This window comes from Bacteroidota bacterium, assembly GCA_016715945.1.
Classification (GTDB): domain Bacteria; phylum Bacteroidota; class Bacteroidia; order Bacteroidales; family F082; genus JALNZU01.
In genome coordinates this window covers 267,121-283,136 of sequence record JADJXJ010000003.1, presented here as the reverse complement: position 1 = coordinate 283,136, position 16,016 = coordinate 267,121, and the positions used below count along the sequence as shown (strand labels likewise).

Below are 16,016 nucleotides of genomic sequence, written 5' to 3'. Positions count from 1 at the left end.
TTTTATGGCACTCGATAAAAACGGCATAGCAAAACGCATTGCGCAGGAGCTGCGCGACGGTTATTACGTCAATCTGGGCATTGGCATTCCCACCCTGGTAGCCAACTACATTCCTGAAGGGATGGAAGTGGTGCTCCAGTCGGAAAACGGCTTGCTTGGCATTGGCCCTTTTCCCCTGCCAGGAGAAGAAGACCCCGACCTGATTAACGCCGGCAAGCAAACCATTACCTACACCAAGGGGGCGGCATTTTTCGACTCGTCCACCAGTTTCGCCATGATCCGTGGCGGACATATCGACCTCACCGTCCTGGGCGCCTTCGAAGTTTCGGAAAAAGGAGACATCGCCAGCTGGAAGATACCGGGCAAAATGGTCAAAGGCATGGGAGGCGCCATGGATCTGGTAGCCTCTGCAAAAAACATCATTGTGGCCATGACCCATACCGACCCGAAAGGAAATTCAAAATTGCTGCCGGAATGCACCCTTCCGCTCACGGGCGTGCGTTGCGTGCGCAAAATTGTCACCGACCTGGCCGTGCTCGAAATTACCGCGGAAGGCTTCCTTTTGCTGGAGCGTGCTCCTGGCGTGGAGGTGGAGGAGATTGTCCGGAAAACAGCCGGTAAACTGATCGTGCCGGACTACGTACCCGAGATGCAGGTCTGAAATGCTCAGATAAAGCGCTCGCCCTTGTCAACCATAATGTCATTGACAAACTGGCGGATCATCTGTTCGTTTTTTTTCTGGCAGATCAATAAGGCATTGTCGTCTTCCACCACGATGTAATCTTCGAGGCCCTGCAGCACCACGAGCTTGTCTTTGGGCATGTTCACAATACAACCCTTCGAATCGTAGAGCATGACGTTGTTGCCCACCACCGCATTCATGTTGTCATCCTTGGAACGGATTTCGTAGAGCGAACCCCAGGTGCCCAGGTCACTCCAGCCAAAATTGACGGCCATCACATACACATTGGTGGCCTTTTCCATCACTCCGTAGTCAATGGAAATGTTGCGGCATACGGCATATGTCTGACGGATAAACTCCTTCTCCTGTTCCGTACCGTATTTTCCCAGCCCTTCGCGAAACAACTCGTTCACCTCGGGCAAATAGGCATCGAAGGCACGGTTAATGTTTTTCAGCGACCAGATAAAGATGCCGGCATTCCACAGAAAATCGCCACTTTCGAGGAAAGAAACGGCAAGATCGTAGTTGGGCTTTTCGGTGAATGTTTTCACCTTGCGCAGCTTAGGCACCTCGCTAAGCACCTCATCTTCAAAATACTGTATATATCCATAACCAGTATCCGGGCGACTTGGCCTGATGCCCAGGGTAAGCAGCCAGTCGTGTTCGGAAGCCACCTTCATGGCATCGGACAGGTCGTCGACAAATTCCTTCTCGTTGAGGATGATATGGTCGCTGGGCGCCACCACTATGACTGCATCCGGGTTGCGTTGCATGATCACGTGGTTGGCATAGGCAATGCAAGGTGCCGTATTGCGCCGGCTCGGCTCGCACAGCACCTGTTCCGGACGTATGGCCGGAAGCTGTTCGAGCACAAGGTCGCGGTAAATTTCGTTGGTGACAATGTAAATATTTTCAGCGGGACAAAGCGAAAAAAACCTGTCAAAAGTCATCTGAATCAACGTCTTGCCTGTTCCCATAATATCAATGAACTGCTTGGGACGCGAGGTTTTGCTCATGGGCCAGAATCGGGCACCTATGCCACCGGCCATGATTACGCAGTAATAATTGCTGTTTGGGCTCATTGTTTTGCTTTTGCTTGATTAGCAAAGTTAGTGCGTCGGGATTGAAAAACAATACCCGGATGAAAAAAGCCTGAACCTACGACGGCTTGCTTAGCGGTTCGCAGCATGCTCTGGCTCAGAAACCAGAATCACCTGCACTTTTGGCCCGAAAATGTAGAGGCGATTGTCGTCGCAGCACAGGCAGGTGTAACGCGTTCGCCGGAGCTTCAGCTTGATAAACTGCCTGCCGTCGGGCAAAGCAAAGCGGCTGTTCAACGGCAACATATCCACGGTAGGATATAAACTTTTCACAGGCTTGCCGCAGTCGGGGTCGTAACGCCCGAAGAGTTCACGCAATTGTCTGTCGCTGCAGTCGGTGATGCCGGGTTTGGAAAAGTGCTCCATGATGCCCTGTTCGAGGTCGGGCGGAAAGACTTTTCGCGTCAAAAAAGGCATCACCAGCTCACGAAATGCTGCGCGCCATTCAGGGCCATGGGGTTTGTGTCGCCTTCCGTATCGTATATATGTCTGATAATGTGCATACTCGTGAAGAAAAGTGAACAGAAACTCATACTTGTTTAGGTTGTGGTTTACCGATATCCGGTGAGGCAAATTACGTGTGGCGGGGCGGTAAACACCCAGCCTGGTTTTGCGTTCGCGGCTGATGACAAACTTCACACCACCCGTGAGGAGCATGTGCAGCACATTGTTTGCTGTGTCATCCGGCAGGTACTTTTCAAGTGTTTTAAGACTGTCGGGCATGGTCGGGAATTTCAGAACGGTGCACCCAGCTGCGGCAATCGCAATCGCCTTTGTGGGGCTTACCCCCGGGCAGATAAACCTTAGTTCGGCAGGAAGTGAGTGCAGGCAGAATAAAAAGGATGCTGATTATGAATAACTTCTTAAATTTCAATTCAATAGAATTTTGCGAAACAAACATAAGACAATGCCGGTTATTGCATGAAACACGGCAGGAGTTTTCAGAAATCTTTTGCATGAAACAAGGCTACTATACACGTGTTTATTGTTGTAATTTTACCGCATGTTGATTACGGGAACATTACAAACCATTGGGGAATATGTGCTGCTGATGTTCGAAACCTTCAAGCGTCCGGACAAGGGACCGGTTTTCCGACGTCAGTTGCTGGTCGAGATCATCGGCCTGGGGGTCGATTCGATTGGTTTGGTGGTTCTTATGTCAGTATTCACCGGGGCTATCGTGGCATTGCAAACAGCCTACAACATCGACTCGCCTTTCATCCCGCTGAGTATGGTTGGCTACACCACACGCCAGCTGATGGTGCTCGAGTTTTCGCCCACCATCATCAGTATTATCCTTGCGGGCAAAGTCGGGTCGCGCATTGCTTCGGAAATAGGGACCATGCGAGTGACCGAACAAATCGATGCCCTCAGGGTGATGGGTGTGAATCCGGCCAACTTTCTGATTCTTCCAAAGATCACCGCCAGCATGCTTTTCAACCCGGTGCTCATCACTTTCAGCATGGCTGTGGGCATATGGGGCGGCTGGGCCGCATGTGTGGTTACCGGGCTGGTCAGCTCGGTGGACTACGTGGAAGGTCTCCGCGGCTGGTTTGAGCCTTTCACGGTTACCTATGCCTTCATCAAGACCCTCGTTTTTGCTTTCATCATCACTTCCGTATCCGGTTTTCTGGGTTATACCGTAAAAGGCGGCTCGGTCGAAGTGGGCCGCAACAGCACTCGTGCCGTGGTTATCAGCAGTGTGCTTATCATTGGTTTCGACTTGTTGCTCACCCAACTCCTGCTGGTATGATCGAAATCAACAAAGTGAGCAAAGCCTTTGGTGAAAAGGTGGTGCTCAAAAAAATCAGCACCTCTTTCGAACAGGGCAAAACCAATCTTATCATTGGTCAAAGCGGCTCGGGCAAGACAGTGCTGATGAAATGCTGCATCGGCCTCATCGAACCCGATGAAGGCGAGATCACCTTCAACGAGCGTCCTTTTTCGTCGCTACGCGAAAAACGCAAACGGGAAATCCGCAAGGAAATGGGGGTGCTTTTTCAGGGTGGGGCGCTCTTCGATTCGCTCACGGTGGAGGAAAACGTGATGTTTCCATTGAATTTGTTTACCAACATGAGCCTTGAGGAAAAACGCGAACGCGTCAACTTCTGCCTCAACCGCGTGAACCTGGTAAACGTCAACCATCTCTACCCTTCCGAAATCAGTGGGGGAATGATGAAAAGGGTGGCCATTGCCAGAGCCATCTCCAACAACCCGAAGTACCTGTTCTGCGACGAACCCAACTCGGGCCTTGACCCAAAGACGGCCGAAATCATCGACCACCTCATCAGCGAGATTACAGAAGAATACAACATCACCACCGTTATCAACACACACGACATGAACTCGGTGCTGCAGATCGGTCAGCGCATCAACTTCCTTTACAAAGGCGAGCTGTGGTGGACGGGCGACAAAAACAGCATTTTGCACACAAGCAACCCTGAGCTGAATGAGTTTGTCTTTAGTACTGAATTGACACGGCGCTTAAAATGACGGTTCCATGATCGACACCATAATATTTATCTTGCTTGCCCTCAGTGCAATAGGTGGCTACCGCAACGGGCTCATCTCTGAGGTGACCTCCTTGCTTGCTTTGTTGCTTGGCTTTGTGGCTGCCTACTACTTCTCGGGCATCACAGCCGAGTTCCTGACTGAAATTATGGGAATCGGCGGGCGATTTCTTTCCATTCTGGCCTTCATCGTTACCCTGATCCTGGTGATGATGCTTATCATAGGATTAGGAAAACTGATTGAAAAATTCACCGAAAGTCTGATGCTGGGCTTTTTCAATCGTCTCACCGGAGCTTTGTTTGGCCTGCTCAAGGGCGCACTGATCCTGAGCCTGCTAATCATGCTGCTCAACTTTTTGAAGATTTCCGATCACCTCATCCCGTCAGAAAGGCGACAAAGCTCAATGCTTTATCCGCGCATCGAAGCCTTTGCCCCACTGGTACTCAAACGCACCGGGGCAGAAAAGTACATACCCGAAAACCTGCGTCCGGAGGAAGATGAAAAAGATGATAACGCTGCCTCCGAAACGGTTATCATCTGATTTACAATAAAATAAGTTAAAGCCCCAGGCTCAGGCTAAGCAACTCGGCAATGTCGTAATTCTTCATCCGCTCTTCCTGATTTTTGTATTTGATGCCGTCGCTCATCATCACCATGCAGAAAGGGCAGGCCGTGGCAATGATATCGGCTCCGGTGGCTATCGCCTCCTCCGTGCGCTCGATGAAGACTTCCTTGTGACCCTTCTCAGCTTCTTTAAACATCTGCCCTCCGCCTGCTCCACAACATAAGGCTTTGCTGCGGTTGCGCTTCATCTCTACTTTAGCCACCGGCAGGATGTCGAGCACCGCCCGGGGCGCTTCGTATTCGTTGTTGGCCCTTCCGAGATAGCACGGATCATGAAAAACGATGGTCTTGCCCTCAAATGGGGTGCTTTTAACTTTGATGCGACCCTCGTCAATAAATTTCTGCAGGAACTGGCTGTGATGCCACACTTCGTACTTGCCCCCAAGCACCGGATACTCGTGTTTGAGCGTGTTGTAGTCGTGCGGGCAGCAGGTCACAATCTTTTTCACCCCATAGCCATTGAGCAGCTGTATGTTGGTGAGTGCCTGCATCTGAAAAAGCATCTCGTTGCCTGCACGCCGGGCCACATCGCCGCTGTCGCTTTCTTCTGTTCCCAGCACGGCATAATCCACCTTCAGGTAAGTAAGCAGTTTGACAAATTCGCGTGTCACCTTGCGGTAACGATCGTCGAATGCTCCGGCCGATCCTACCCAGAAGAGCCATTCAGGCTGGTGCCCTGCTGAAACTACTTCGGCCATCACAGGCACCTTTATGTTGATCTTGTTGTCCATGTCGGCTTCGTTTTCTTTGTTAGTCAATGTTGTTCATACTGAGGTCTTCGGCCCATTTCAACCTGTCGTAAGGCGAAAACTGCCAGGGCGCCCCGTTGTTTTCAATATTGGTGAAAGCGGCGTTGAGTCCGCCGGGGGCTGCCGACTTTTCGAGCACCAGGTACCGGCGCATATCGAGGATCAGCGAGGGCTGGTGAATATTGACCGGACATTCCATAGCACAGGCATTGCACATGGTGCAGGCCCAGAGTTCTTCTTCGCTGATATAGCTGCCAATCAATGCCTTGCCATCGTCGTACTGCAATCCGTTCTTTGCCAGTCCGGGGCCTTTTTCTTTCATTCTTGCCCGCAAATCCATCATGATCTTGCGGGGCGAGAGCAGTTTTCCGGTGATATTGGCCGGACAAACTGCTGTGCATCGGCCGCACTCGGTGCACGAGAGGGCGTTCATGTAGTTGACCCATGTCACATCCTCTGCGTCAGCCACTCCAAAACGCGAAGGAGGCGCATCAGCCGGAGCATCGGCAGCCAGCGAGGGATCGAGCATGAGCTTCACCTCGCGGGTAATGCTGTCCATATTGTCAACCACACCCAAAGGCTCAATACGGCTCACAAACACATTGGGCACCGACATGAACACATGAAAATGCTTGGAATAGGGCAGCACATTGGCAAACACAAAAATCAAGAGGATATGAAACCACCAGTTGAACTCGTGCCAGAAATGCAGCTGTTCCGGACTCATGCCCTGAAACAATGTTGCAATCCGTTCGCTCACAGGATAGTTGCCGACAAGCGGACGACCTGCCGCAGAGGCATCAAGCAGATAAAAAGTATTCATTCCAAGCAGGCTCACCATCAGGAGCAGAATAAAACTCAGGGCAAGATTGGCATCGGCTTTGGAAACCGGCTTCATTTCGACCCCGTAAAAACGCTGAACCCTGAAAAACAACCTGCGGGCCAGAAAGATGAGAATGCTAATCAGTATGATAAAGGCAAAAACATCTCCCGCTCCGGTGAGAAAATCGTAAAACCCGCCCAGAAACGAAAACATCCGCTCGGTGCCTGCCAGCCCGTCGAACACCATCTCGATGCTGCCAAACAAAATCACGATAAATCCCCAGAAAACCAGCGCATGTAAAACGCCGGCAAAAGGAAAGCGCATGATCTTGCTTTGCAGAATGGCCACCTTAAAGGTGACCAGCAGCCTCTGACCAAAGTCGGTGAGCTTTTTGGGCTTTGTAAAACGAAAATTATAAAACAACTGCCGCATGGTGTAGGCAAAAACACCCAGTGTGACAAGCAGCGATATTCCAAACAGAATTTGCTTGAGCATGACGATGAGGTTTTGGAGTCAATGCAATATTATGTTTTTTTAACGAAGCCCGGAAATTAGGTTACTGCCCAGACCTCTCCGGAATTACGCCAACGCATTCGGAAACCGAGGTTATCTACCTGTTTTACTGTTATTTGCATGATTATTTAGGCTGTGTACAAATTACAATCCTGTGCTCATGCGTGGTTTTAAAGAAAATTTCTTGAGGATTTTAACACTTCTTAACCTAAACTTTGGAAACTTTCAGAACATTTCAGGTTTCCTTGGTGTTAAATGCCCATCATACTAAACAACCTGTTCAACACAAAAAAAATGACGCACAAAAACTTGTTATTTGCGCTCGCCTTGTTATTTTCAGCAATCGGGGTGTCAGCCCAGCAGGAGCTGCGCCTGAGCCTGGATGAGGCGATCGCACAGGGACTGAAGCACAACTACAGCCTTCAGCAGGCGGGAATAGAAGTTGAGTCGGCACGGCAGAAAGTGCGCGAAACCACTGCCACGGGTTTACCGCAAGCCAATGCCAACATCAGCTACAACGACAATGTGAGTTTGCCCACCACCCTGCTTCCGGGAGCTTTTCTTGGTCAGGACGAACCGGTGGCCGTACGATTCGGCACCCGATACAGCAGCACCGCAGGCCTGACACTTAATCAGCTGCTGTTCAGCGGCAGCTACATTGTGGCGCTGCAGTCGTCGCAGGCTTTCCTGAGGCAAAGTGAAAAAAACCTTGTCAAAACTCGCATCGGGGTGACCAAAAACATCAAAGATGCCTATGCCCTGGTACTGGCCACCTACGAAAACCTGAGGGTAATCGATTCAACGCTTAGCATCACCCGCGACCTTGCCCGCCAAACCCGCATCATTGTGGAAACCGGCTTTGGCGAGGAAACCGACCTTGACCAGCTTTTGCTGATGGTTGACGAACTGGAGACTGCACGCAACAATGTCCTGAGTCAGGTAAAAATCGCTGAAAACCTGCTGAAGTTTCACCTCGGCATCGATCCACAAACCCCGGTACATCTGACCGACAAGCTCGACGATCTCGTTGCACGTTTTGCCAGCGAACAGCTGATCAGCCAGGAGTTCATGATCAACGAAAACATTGATTATCAACTGCTCAAAAACCAGGAACAGTTGGCCGGGCTGCAGCTCAAACTTCAGAAAAGCGCCTATCTGCCCACACTTTCGGCATTTTTTAATGCCCAGACCAATGCCCAGCGGCCGGAGTGGGACTTTTTCGACAGCAAAGGCCGGTGGTATTTCAGCTCCGTTTGGGGCCTGTCGCTCAACATCCCCTTGTGGAGCAGCGGCGAGCGGGCAGCACGTGTGCGACAGGCTCAGTTGCAGCTCGATGCCATGAAAGTGGCCGAAGCCTCCTTGCGCAACAACCTTGGCCTTCAATTTCAAACCTCGCAAAACGCCTTCGGCAATGCGCTGCGCACCACCGAAAATACGAGAAGAAATAAAGCCACAGCCGAAAAAATCTACTACCGCACCAGCGTAAAATATACCGAAGGACTTGCTTCGAGCCTCGATGTGCTCAACACCCACAACCAATACCTCAATGCACAAACCCAATACATCAATGCAACCCTCGACCTGCTTAACAAAGCCACCGAACTGGAAACATTGCTGGCAAAACCCTGAATAACACCATGAACAACGACAATCGCAGCCAGGAAATCATCGTTCATGCAGTGGAAGTGTTCAGGCGCTTTGGCATCAAAAGCGTGAGCATGGACGACCTTGCCCGGCATATGGGCATGTCGAAAAAGACACTTTACCAACACTTTGACGACAAAAACCAGCTGGTGGAGGTTTCGATGAATCACCTTATTGAGGCCGACTATTGTTCGATGAAAAACATCGAGCAGCAAAACCTCAATGCCATCGACGAAATGTTTGCCCTCTACCGGCACGCAAGCGTCAATGTGCGAAACCACAATCCTGTGCTTGAATACGATCTGCAACGCTACTTCCCGAATATCTACAAGAGACTACGCGACCGCACCCGCGCCCAGATGCACGAGATTATGCTCAACAACCTCAGGAAAGGGAAAGCCGAAGGCTTTTACCGCAGCAACCTCAACGAAAACATCATCGCAAAACTCTTTGTGCTCAGGATGGAAAACCTCATGCATACCGACATGGTAACAACCGAGGAGCTTTATTCCGAGGCTTTTTTCATCGAAACCTACCGCTACCATTTATTTGGCATCCTTTCGGAAGCCGGACTACAGTTTATCAAACAGAACTATCCCGATTTTTTTGAATCAAATAACTAATATCCAATGAAATACAAACTCATCATTGCTTTTTCCTTTGCGGCCATATTGCTCTCCTGCAGCAACGGCAACAACGGCAAGGACGCCGAAAAACAACTCGAAAACTATTTGAAGCAACAAGCCGAACTCAACGCCAAAATTGAAGCGCTGAAACAATCAGGTCTTGGCGAAACCCGCATGGCAGAAGTGCCGGTGGTGACCAAAACCATTGAACCCACGGTTTTCAGGCACTTTTTCCAGGCCAGCGGCACAGTTGTCCCCATGCGCGAAGCCTTTATCAGCCCTGAGATGAGCGGTCAGATCAGGGAAATCAGTGTGGTTGAAGGTCAGCGTGTCAGCCGGGGTCAGGTATTGGCCCGACTCAATACCGATGTGATTGCAGGCAACATTGCTGAGGTAAAAACCCAACTGCAGCTGGCCCGCGATGTTTTCGAACGCCAGAAAAGGCTCTGGGAACAAAAGATCGGATCGGAACTGCAATATCTTCAGGCAAAAAACAACCTGAGTGCCCTTGAAGACCGGCTCAAAACGCTTGAAGCACAGCTTGATATGGCCATCGTAAGGTCACCTATCGACGGTGTGGTTGAAAAAATCAATCAGAAAAAAGGCGAACTGGCCATGCCCGGGGTGCAATTGATGTATGTGGTTAGCCTGAACCCCTTGCTGGTCAAGGCCGACATCTCCGAAAGCCATGCCGGAGCCATACGCGTGGGCGAACCGGTAATTATGCGTTTTGCCGCCTATCCCGACATGCAAATCACGGCAAACATCTCGCGTGTGGGAAACATTGTAAACAAAAACAACCGCACTTTCGAGATTGAGATACAGGTAACTAATCCTGACCTCTTGCTCAAACCCAATATGGTGGCTGTGATCGACATCAACGACTTCACTGCCGAAAACAGCATAGTGGTGCCCTCACGCCTCATTCGTGAGGACCTGAAGGGGAAATACCTCTATGTGGCAAGCGAAGAAAACGGGCAACGCTTTGCCCGCAAACGCTACATAAATACCGATCGGCTGTATCTCGACAGCAGCCGCATTTCCGAAGGATTGCAAGCTGGTGACCAGATTATTGTAGAGGGATTCAACCGCGTGAGCGATGGAAGCCTCCTGCGTGTGGTATCGCAAATGGCAAGCTAAAGCGTTTATTACCATGGAAAACAACAACGAACAGCTCATCCGCAATTTTGGGCCAACCACCTGGGCGCTCAAAAATGCCAATACAATCTTTCTGCTCATCCTCATCCTTGGTTCATTTGGCCTCTTCACCTACCGCTCGCTTCCAAAAGAACTCTTTCCGGATATCGTCATCCCCACGGTGATGGTACAAACCATCTATCCCGGCAACCCACCCCTTGATATCGAGAACCTGATCACCCGCGAACTCGAAAAAGAAATCGAATCGGTGAAAGGCATCAAAAAGATGACCTCGCTGTCGAGCCAGGATGCATCGAGCATTTTTGTGGAATTCAACACCGATGTGGATATCAAAACTGCCCTGCAAGATGTAAAAGACGCAGTGGACAAGGCAAAAAGCAACCTGCCCGACGACCTGCCCGACGACCCCATGGTGTCGGACATCGACTTTTCCGAATTCCCCATCATCAACATCAACCTATCCGGCGATTTCAGCATTAACGAGTTGAAAGGTTTTGCCGAACTCCTGGAAGACGAGATCGAGTCTTTTCCCGAGATTTCGAAAGTCGAAATTACCGGCATCACCGACAGAGAAGTGAAGGTCATGGTTGACCCCTACAAGCTTCAGGCTGTTGATTTGAGCTTCAACGATATTGAGTCGGCTATCAGAAACGAGAACATGTCAATGTCGGGGGGCGAACTGCTCACGGGGGGCATCCGGCGCGCCTTGCGCATCAGCGGCGAATTTACCGATGTGCGCGAGATAGAAAACATTATCATAAAACATGAAGACCAACATATTGTCTATCTGCGCGATGTGGCCGACGTGGAGTTTGGTTTTGAAGAACCAGATAGTTTCGCCCGCCTCGATCACCAGCCTGTAGTCAGCCTTCAGGTAGTGAAAAAAAGCGGTGAAAACCTGCTCAATGCCACCGATAAAATTTTCCGCCTGATCGAAAGGGCGCGCAACGAAAACCTGCTGCCTTCCAACCTGCGCCTGACCCTCACCAACGACCAGAGCGAACAAATCAAGCTGCAGCTCAGCAACCTCGAAAACAGCATGATCATGGGAATCATCTTCGTGGTTTTTGTACTGTTTTTCTTCATGGGTACCCGCAATGCCGTCTTTGTGGGCATCAGTATTCCGCTCTCGATGTTCATTTCGTTTGTGGTGATGGGGCTGCTTGATTATCAAATCAATATGATTGTGCTGTTCAGCCTCATTCTTGCCCTGGGTATGCTGGTGGACAACGCCATCGTAGTGGTCGAAAACATCTATCGCTTTGTGGAGGAAGGCAAACCCATAGCTCAGGCAGCCCGCGAAGCCGTGGGCGAAATTGCGGTGCCCATCATCTCGTCCACTGCCACCACACTGGCAGCATTTTTTCCGCTGCTCTTCTGGGAAAGTATCATCGGAGAGTTCATGAAATACCTGCCCCTGACGCTGATCATCACGCTCACCTCCTCACTGTTTACTGCACTGGTGCTTGTGCCGGTCATTATGCAGCGCTTTTTCAAAAACGAGGACCCCAGCGAAAAACCCAATACCAGAAAAAGTCTCATTGTGGCTGGTGCCATGCTTTTGCTGGCAGTGCCATTTTTTGTGGCCGGGAACAACACTCCGGGAAGCCTGCTGGTCATCTTTGCCTTAATTGGCCTGGCAAACTTACTGTTTCTTAATCGTTTAGCCTTATGGTTCCAACAGGTTTTCCTCACATGGCTCGAAAAAGCCTATCTGGCCACCTTGCGCCTTGCGCTCAGGGGTCGAAATTCCTATTATGTCATCCTGGCCACCTTTGTACTGCTTGTTTTGGCCACGGGTTTCTATTTCGGTACCAACCCAAAAGTCATTTTCTTCCCTTCGGGTGAGCCCAAGTACATCAATGTGCTGGTCGAACTTCCGCTGGGCACAGATATCAGATTTACAGATTCAGCAATACGCACCGTCGAAGACAGGGTTTATGAGCTTATTGAACCAGAGCGGCATATTGTGAAATCGGTGCTAACCAATGTCGGCAAAGGCGCTGTATCGGAAAATGAGGGATTCAGTGGTCGAGGAGGCGGCCCAAACCGCGCAATGATTACCGTGACATTCGAAAACTTTGAAGATCGTGGCGGCATCAGCACCGCAAACATTCTCAAGCGCCTGGGCGACAGCCTCATCGGTCGTTATCCCGGCATGCAGATCTCGGTTGAGAAACAAAACGAAGGTCCGCCCGTGGGTAAACCTATCAATATTGAGGTGAGCGGCCGCGACTTCAACAAACTGCTCAGCATTACCGACACGCTCACTACCTTGATCGAAAATTCGGGCATCCGCGGCATCGAAGGTCTGCAAATCGACCTCGACCTGGGTAAACCTGAGCTTCTGGTTCACATCGACCGCGAGCGCGCACGCAGGTTTGGGCTGTCCACAGGCCAGGTAGCCAGCACCATACGCACTGCATTGTTTGGCTCCGAAGTATCCAACTTCAAAGTTGGCGAAGACGATTACCCCATTCAGGTGCGCATGAAAGACGAATATCGCTACAACCTTGCCACCCTGCTCAACCAAAGCATCACTTTCCGCGACCAGGCCAGCGGCCGCATTGTGAAAGTACCCATCTCGGCTGTGGCCGATGTGCAACTCACCTCCACCTACGGGGCCATCAACCGCATCAACCGCGAACGCGTCATCACCATTTATTCGAATGTTCTCGAAGGGTACAACCCCACAGAAATCAACAACCAGATCCGCAATGTGATCGACAGCTACGATTTCCCCGACGGTTATCGCTACGCCTTTACCGGCGAGCAACAGGAGCAGGCCGAGTCGATGGGCTTTCTGATCAATGCCCTGCTCATCGCCATTGCAATTATCCTGCTCATTCTGGTAGGGCAATTCAACTCGGTCATCAAACCTTTCATCATCATGACAACAGTGCTGCTCAGCACGATTGGGGTGTTTGGCGGCCTGGCCACCTTTCGTATGGAGTTTGTGGTGATTATGACCGGTATTGGCATTGTTTCGCTTGCTGGCGTGGTAGTGAACAACGGTATTGTGCTAATTGACTATATCAATCTGCTGCGCAACAAGCGCAAGCTGGAACTGGGCCTCAAAATCACCGACGATCTTCCGCGCGAAGAATCGCTCGAGCGCATCGTCGAAGCAGGCCGTACCCGTCTGCGACCGGTCTTGCTCACCGCCATCACCACCATTCTGGGTCTTTTCCCTCTCGCCATTGGCATCAATATCGACTTTTTGAGCCTGTTCGAAAACTTCGACCCAAAAATCTATTTCGGTGGGGATAATGCCCTGTTCTGGAGCCCCATGTCGTGGACCGTCATCTTTGGTTTGAGTTTTGCCACTTTCCTCACCCTGGTGCTCGTGCCTTCGATGTATCATGCGCTTTATCTGGTCAAGATTAAAGTAAAAAACGCTTTTGCAGCCCGGGATACAAAATAGCACGCCTTCAAAATGAAAACGGGCAGCCTGACCAGTGCTGCCCGTTTTCGCTTTTATTGAAATCTCAAATCACAGTTCTCTGCTTAATCAGTGCGATGAATGGTTTGCTTTTTTGCCATTATCCGGTGCATCCTGCCGCTGATCTCAAATTCAAGCACCACATCCACCTCGATATTCGGACCCCAGAACGGTCCATTCCGCACCACCCCTTCGATGGTAAAGCTGTTGCTCATCGAAGATTCGCTGAAACCCGTTTGCCACACTTCATTACCTTTTATCACGTAAAGACGCACCAGTCGAATTTGCTGTGGCAAGGCCGCTTCGACGGTATCAGCGAGCCGGATCACGCCTAAAAGCCTGCTGCCCTCGCCCGATCCTTCGATCATTGGCATAAAATCGCGCCAAAGGTATGTGCTCAGCATTAGCTTGTTGCCACTGATGTTCAGGCTTTGGCTGCTCTTGCGAAGCGACGCGGCCAACCGGGCATCTGTGCTCACACTCAGTTCGTTGTCGTGTTTCTGACAGGAAGCCAGGCCAACGATCAGAAGCAAGTAAAGAACGAAATTTTTCATGGTCTCCAAGGTGTTATTGTCCTGTTATCTGGGGTTTTCGATGTTGCGTGCGCTGCGTTCGCTGCGGTTGCTGCTTCTGCCCTGGCTTTCCTCGTTGCGGTTGTTTTGGCTCCTTTCGGAGCGTGTGCTCACGTTGTCCTGCTTTCTGTTTTGCTGTTCCGTGCGGTTTGAGCGCACGTTTGTTCCGGAGCTACGCTCAGCAGGTTGGGTGCGCACCTGCCGCACCTGTTGGTCGGTTTTGGGTGCTGTGCTGCGTTCTACCCTCGAAGGTCCGGCCCACACCCCTGAAGGTGAGCGGTCGTTCCTGCCGTTTTCGCTGCGGCGCACTTCGTTGGCTGGCCTTTGCACCGGTGTGCCCTGGCGCACTTCGCGCTCCTGACGCACCTGGGGCGTCTGCCTTACGGCCGGCCTCACCTCTTCTGCCTGCCGCGAAGGCCGTTCAACCGATTGGCTGCGCTCTGGCCGCACATCCGATGACCGGCCGGCACGTTCTGCCTCACGTACCGGACGCTCGGTGGAAGTGCCACGTCCCATGCGTTCGTCCTGCTGCCTAACACCCCGCTCGCTTCCGGTTGTGGCAGGCCTCGGAGCAACATCCTGGCTACGGTCGGCCCGCTGTGGCGGCATGGTTCCCCCCGACATGCTGGCCCGGTGGCTGTAGAGCCGCTCGCCTTCGCTGCGCAATTCAGGCCTGCTGTATGTTTGCTTGTAAACGCCTTTGTTCACGTTTACAATCACTGTAGGCGATGTGTGCCGGATGGTTGTATAGTAATTTACCCGGTAATGCCTGCAGCGAATGTGGTCGTATGGCCGGTAGTACACATAATAATGCCCGAACCAGTTGTAATGATAACCGTAATAGAAGTGCCAGTAGTGAGGCGTCCAGGGCCTCCAGTAGTCGGGATAATAACCCCACGACCAGGACGAACGCCACACCACATAACCCGGGCGGTTGATGTAAACGATCACCGGCCAGCTGGCTACTTCATAATAGGTGGTAGTAACCACTTTCACCTTTTTGTTGTTGTGGCGCCTGTAGGTGTTAACCATATAGCCGGGATTGGGCGTTTCGCCATAGTTGGGTTCAATGATATAGTTCGGCCCGTAAAGCGCCTCATCACCAATGATCTGCAGCTGAACTGCACCATTGCGGAGGTTTTCTACCGTAATCACTGCCACATCCTGGTACTCACGCTTGTTTAGCGCTACCCTGAGCACGATGTTGTGCACATTGCCATCAGGATAATGCATCACCATGATGTAATCCACATAGTTGTCGCCGTTCAGATCAAGGTTGTTGATCATCCGGTCCGGATCGTTCAAACCCCTTTCGAAAGCCTCGAGGGTTTCGGACTCCTGAAAGAGTTTCAATACTGCATATAGATTCAGATTATCGCCCGGAAGTCCGAGATACTCCCTTTGATCAGCAGGCCTGCGTGCCCACAATGTTCCTGCGGTTACCAAGATGGTTAAGGCGATGATTACAAGCTTTTTCATGGCTTTGGGGTTATTAGTTCAACAACAGAAAAACCAAAACCATGCCAGAAAACCCAGCTTGCAGTCCGGCAGCAAGAAATTCTCGGAGGAGAT

Annotated in this window: 14 protein-coding genes; 8 read left to right on the top strand and 6 right to left on the bottom strand. The window is 51.0% G+C overall.

Annotation, left to right across the window (positions count from 1 at the left end):
- Positions 1-4: 4 nt before the first annotated feature.
- Positions 5-661 (top strand): CoA transferase subunit B, encoded by a 657-nt coding sequence (locus tag IPM52_11495; protein MBK9292234.1) that lies wholly within the window; start codon positions 5-7, stop codon positions 659-661.
- Positions 662-666: 5 nt separating this feature from the next.
- On the opposite strand, the gene IPM52_11490 is transcribed toward IPM52_11495, so the two are convergent.
- Both IPM52_11490 and IPM52_11485 read right to left on the bottom strand, forming a co-directional pair.
- Entirely contained in the window at positions 667-1,764 is a 1,098-nt protein-coding gene (locus IPM52_11490) for a mannose-1-phosphate guanylyltransferase (GenBank protein MBK9292233.1), read from the bottom strand.
- Between the two features lie 90 nt (positions 1,765-1,854).
- A complete protein-coding gene (locus tag IPM52_11485; protein MBK9292232.1) occupies positions 1,855-2,505 on the bottom strand; it encodes a SprT-like domain-containing protein in 651 nt (216 codons plus the stop codon).
- A 280-nt stretch (positions 2,506-2,785) separates the two neighbouring features.
- On the opposite strand from IPM52_11485, the gene IPM52_11480 reads away from it, so the two are divergent.
- Genes IPM52_11480 through IPM52_11470 form a run of 3 tightly spaced genes read left to right on the top strand, consistent with a single transcriptional unit; the run spans position 2,786 to position 4,834 of the window.
- Complete coding sequence (locus IPM52_11480; GenBank protein MBK9292231.1) at positions 2,786-3,535, top strand: ABC transporter permease; 750 nt, start codon at positions 2,786-2,788, stop codon at positions 3,533-3,535.
- Positions 3,532-4,275, top strand: a complete 744-nt coding sequence (locus IPM52_11475) for an ATP-binding cassette domain-containing protein (GenBank protein ID MBK9292230.1) — start codon at positions 3,532-3,534, stop codon at positions 4,273-4,275. The genes IPM52_11480 and IPM52_11475 overlap by 4 nt, the downstream gene beginning before the upstream one ends.
- A 7-nt stretch (positions 4,276-4,282) precedes the next feature.
- Positions 4,283-4,834 (top strand): CvpA family protein, encoded by a 552-nt coding sequence (locus IPM52_11470; GenBank protein MBK9292229.1) that lies wholly within the window; start codon positions 4,283-4,285, stop codon positions 4,832-4,834.
- 16 nt (positions 4,835-4,850) lie between these two features.
- Here IPM52_11470 and IPM52_11465 read toward each other — a convergent pair whose 3' ends face one another.
- Both IPM52_11465 and IPM52_11460 read right to left on the bottom strand, forming a co-directional pair.
- Positions 4,851-5,648, bottom strand: a complete 798-nt coding sequence (locus tag IPM52_11465) for a (Fe-S)-binding protein (GenBank protein ID MBK9292228.1) — start codon at positions 5,646-5,648, stop codon at positions 4,851-4,853.
- Positions 5,649-5,667: 19 nt separating this feature from the next.
- Positions 5,668-6,984, bottom strand: coding sequence for a 4Fe-4S dicluster domain-containing protein (locus IPM52_11460; GenBank protein MBK9292227.1), 1,317 nt, complete (start codon positions 6,982-6,984; stop codon positions 5,668-5,670).
- A 312-nt stretch (positions 6,985-7,296) separates the two neighbouring features.
- On the opposite strand from IPM52_11460, the gene IPM52_11455 reads away from it, so the two are divergent.
- From IPM52_11455 to IPM52_11440, 4 genes are read left to right on the top strand one after another with little or no spacing between them, the layout of a single operon-like run.
- A complete protein-coding gene (locus tag IPM52_11455; protein MBK9292226.1) occupies positions 7,297-8,631 on the top strand; it encodes a TolC family protein in 1,335 nt (444 codons plus the stop codon).
- 8 nt (positions 8,632-8,639) lie between these two features.
- Positions 8,640-9,269 carry a TetR/AcrR family transcriptional regulator gene (locus tag IPM52_11450; protein MBK9292225.1) on the top strand — a complete coding sequence of 210 codons (630 nt, stop codon included), beginning with the start codon at positions 8,640-8,642 and terminating at the stop codon, positions 9,267-9,269.
- A gap of 6 nt (positions 9,270-9,275) precedes the next feature.
- Complete coding sequence (locus IPM52_11445; GenBank protein ID MBK9292224.1) at positions 9,276-10,412, top strand: efflux RND transporter periplasmic adaptor subunit; 1,137 nt, start codon at positions 9,276-9,278, stop codon at positions 10,410-10,412.
- Positions 10,413-10,425: 13 nt separating this feature from the next.
- Complete coding sequence (locus IPM52_11440) at positions 10,426-13,854, top strand: efflux RND transporter permease subunit (GenBank protein ID MBK9292223.1); 3,429 nt, start codon at positions 10,426-10,428, stop codon at positions 13,852-13,854.
- A gap of 83 nt (positions 13,855-13,937) precedes the next feature.
- On the opposite strand, the gene IPM52_11435 is transcribed toward IPM52_11440, so the two are convergent.
- Together IPM52_11435 and IPM52_11430 are read right to left on the bottom strand one after the other, a co-directional pair.
- Positions 13,938-14,426, bottom strand: a complete 489-nt coding sequence (locus IPM52_11435) for a hypothetical protein (protein ID MBK9292222.1) — start codon at positions 14,424-14,426, stop codon at positions 13,938-13,940.
- Between the two features lie 24 nt (positions 14,427-14,450).
- Entirely contained in the window at positions 14,451-15,923 is a 1,473-nt protein-coding gene (locus IPM52_11430; protein MBK9292221.1) for a hypothetical protein, read from the bottom strand.
- Positions 15,924-16,016: the final 93 nt, after the last annotated feature.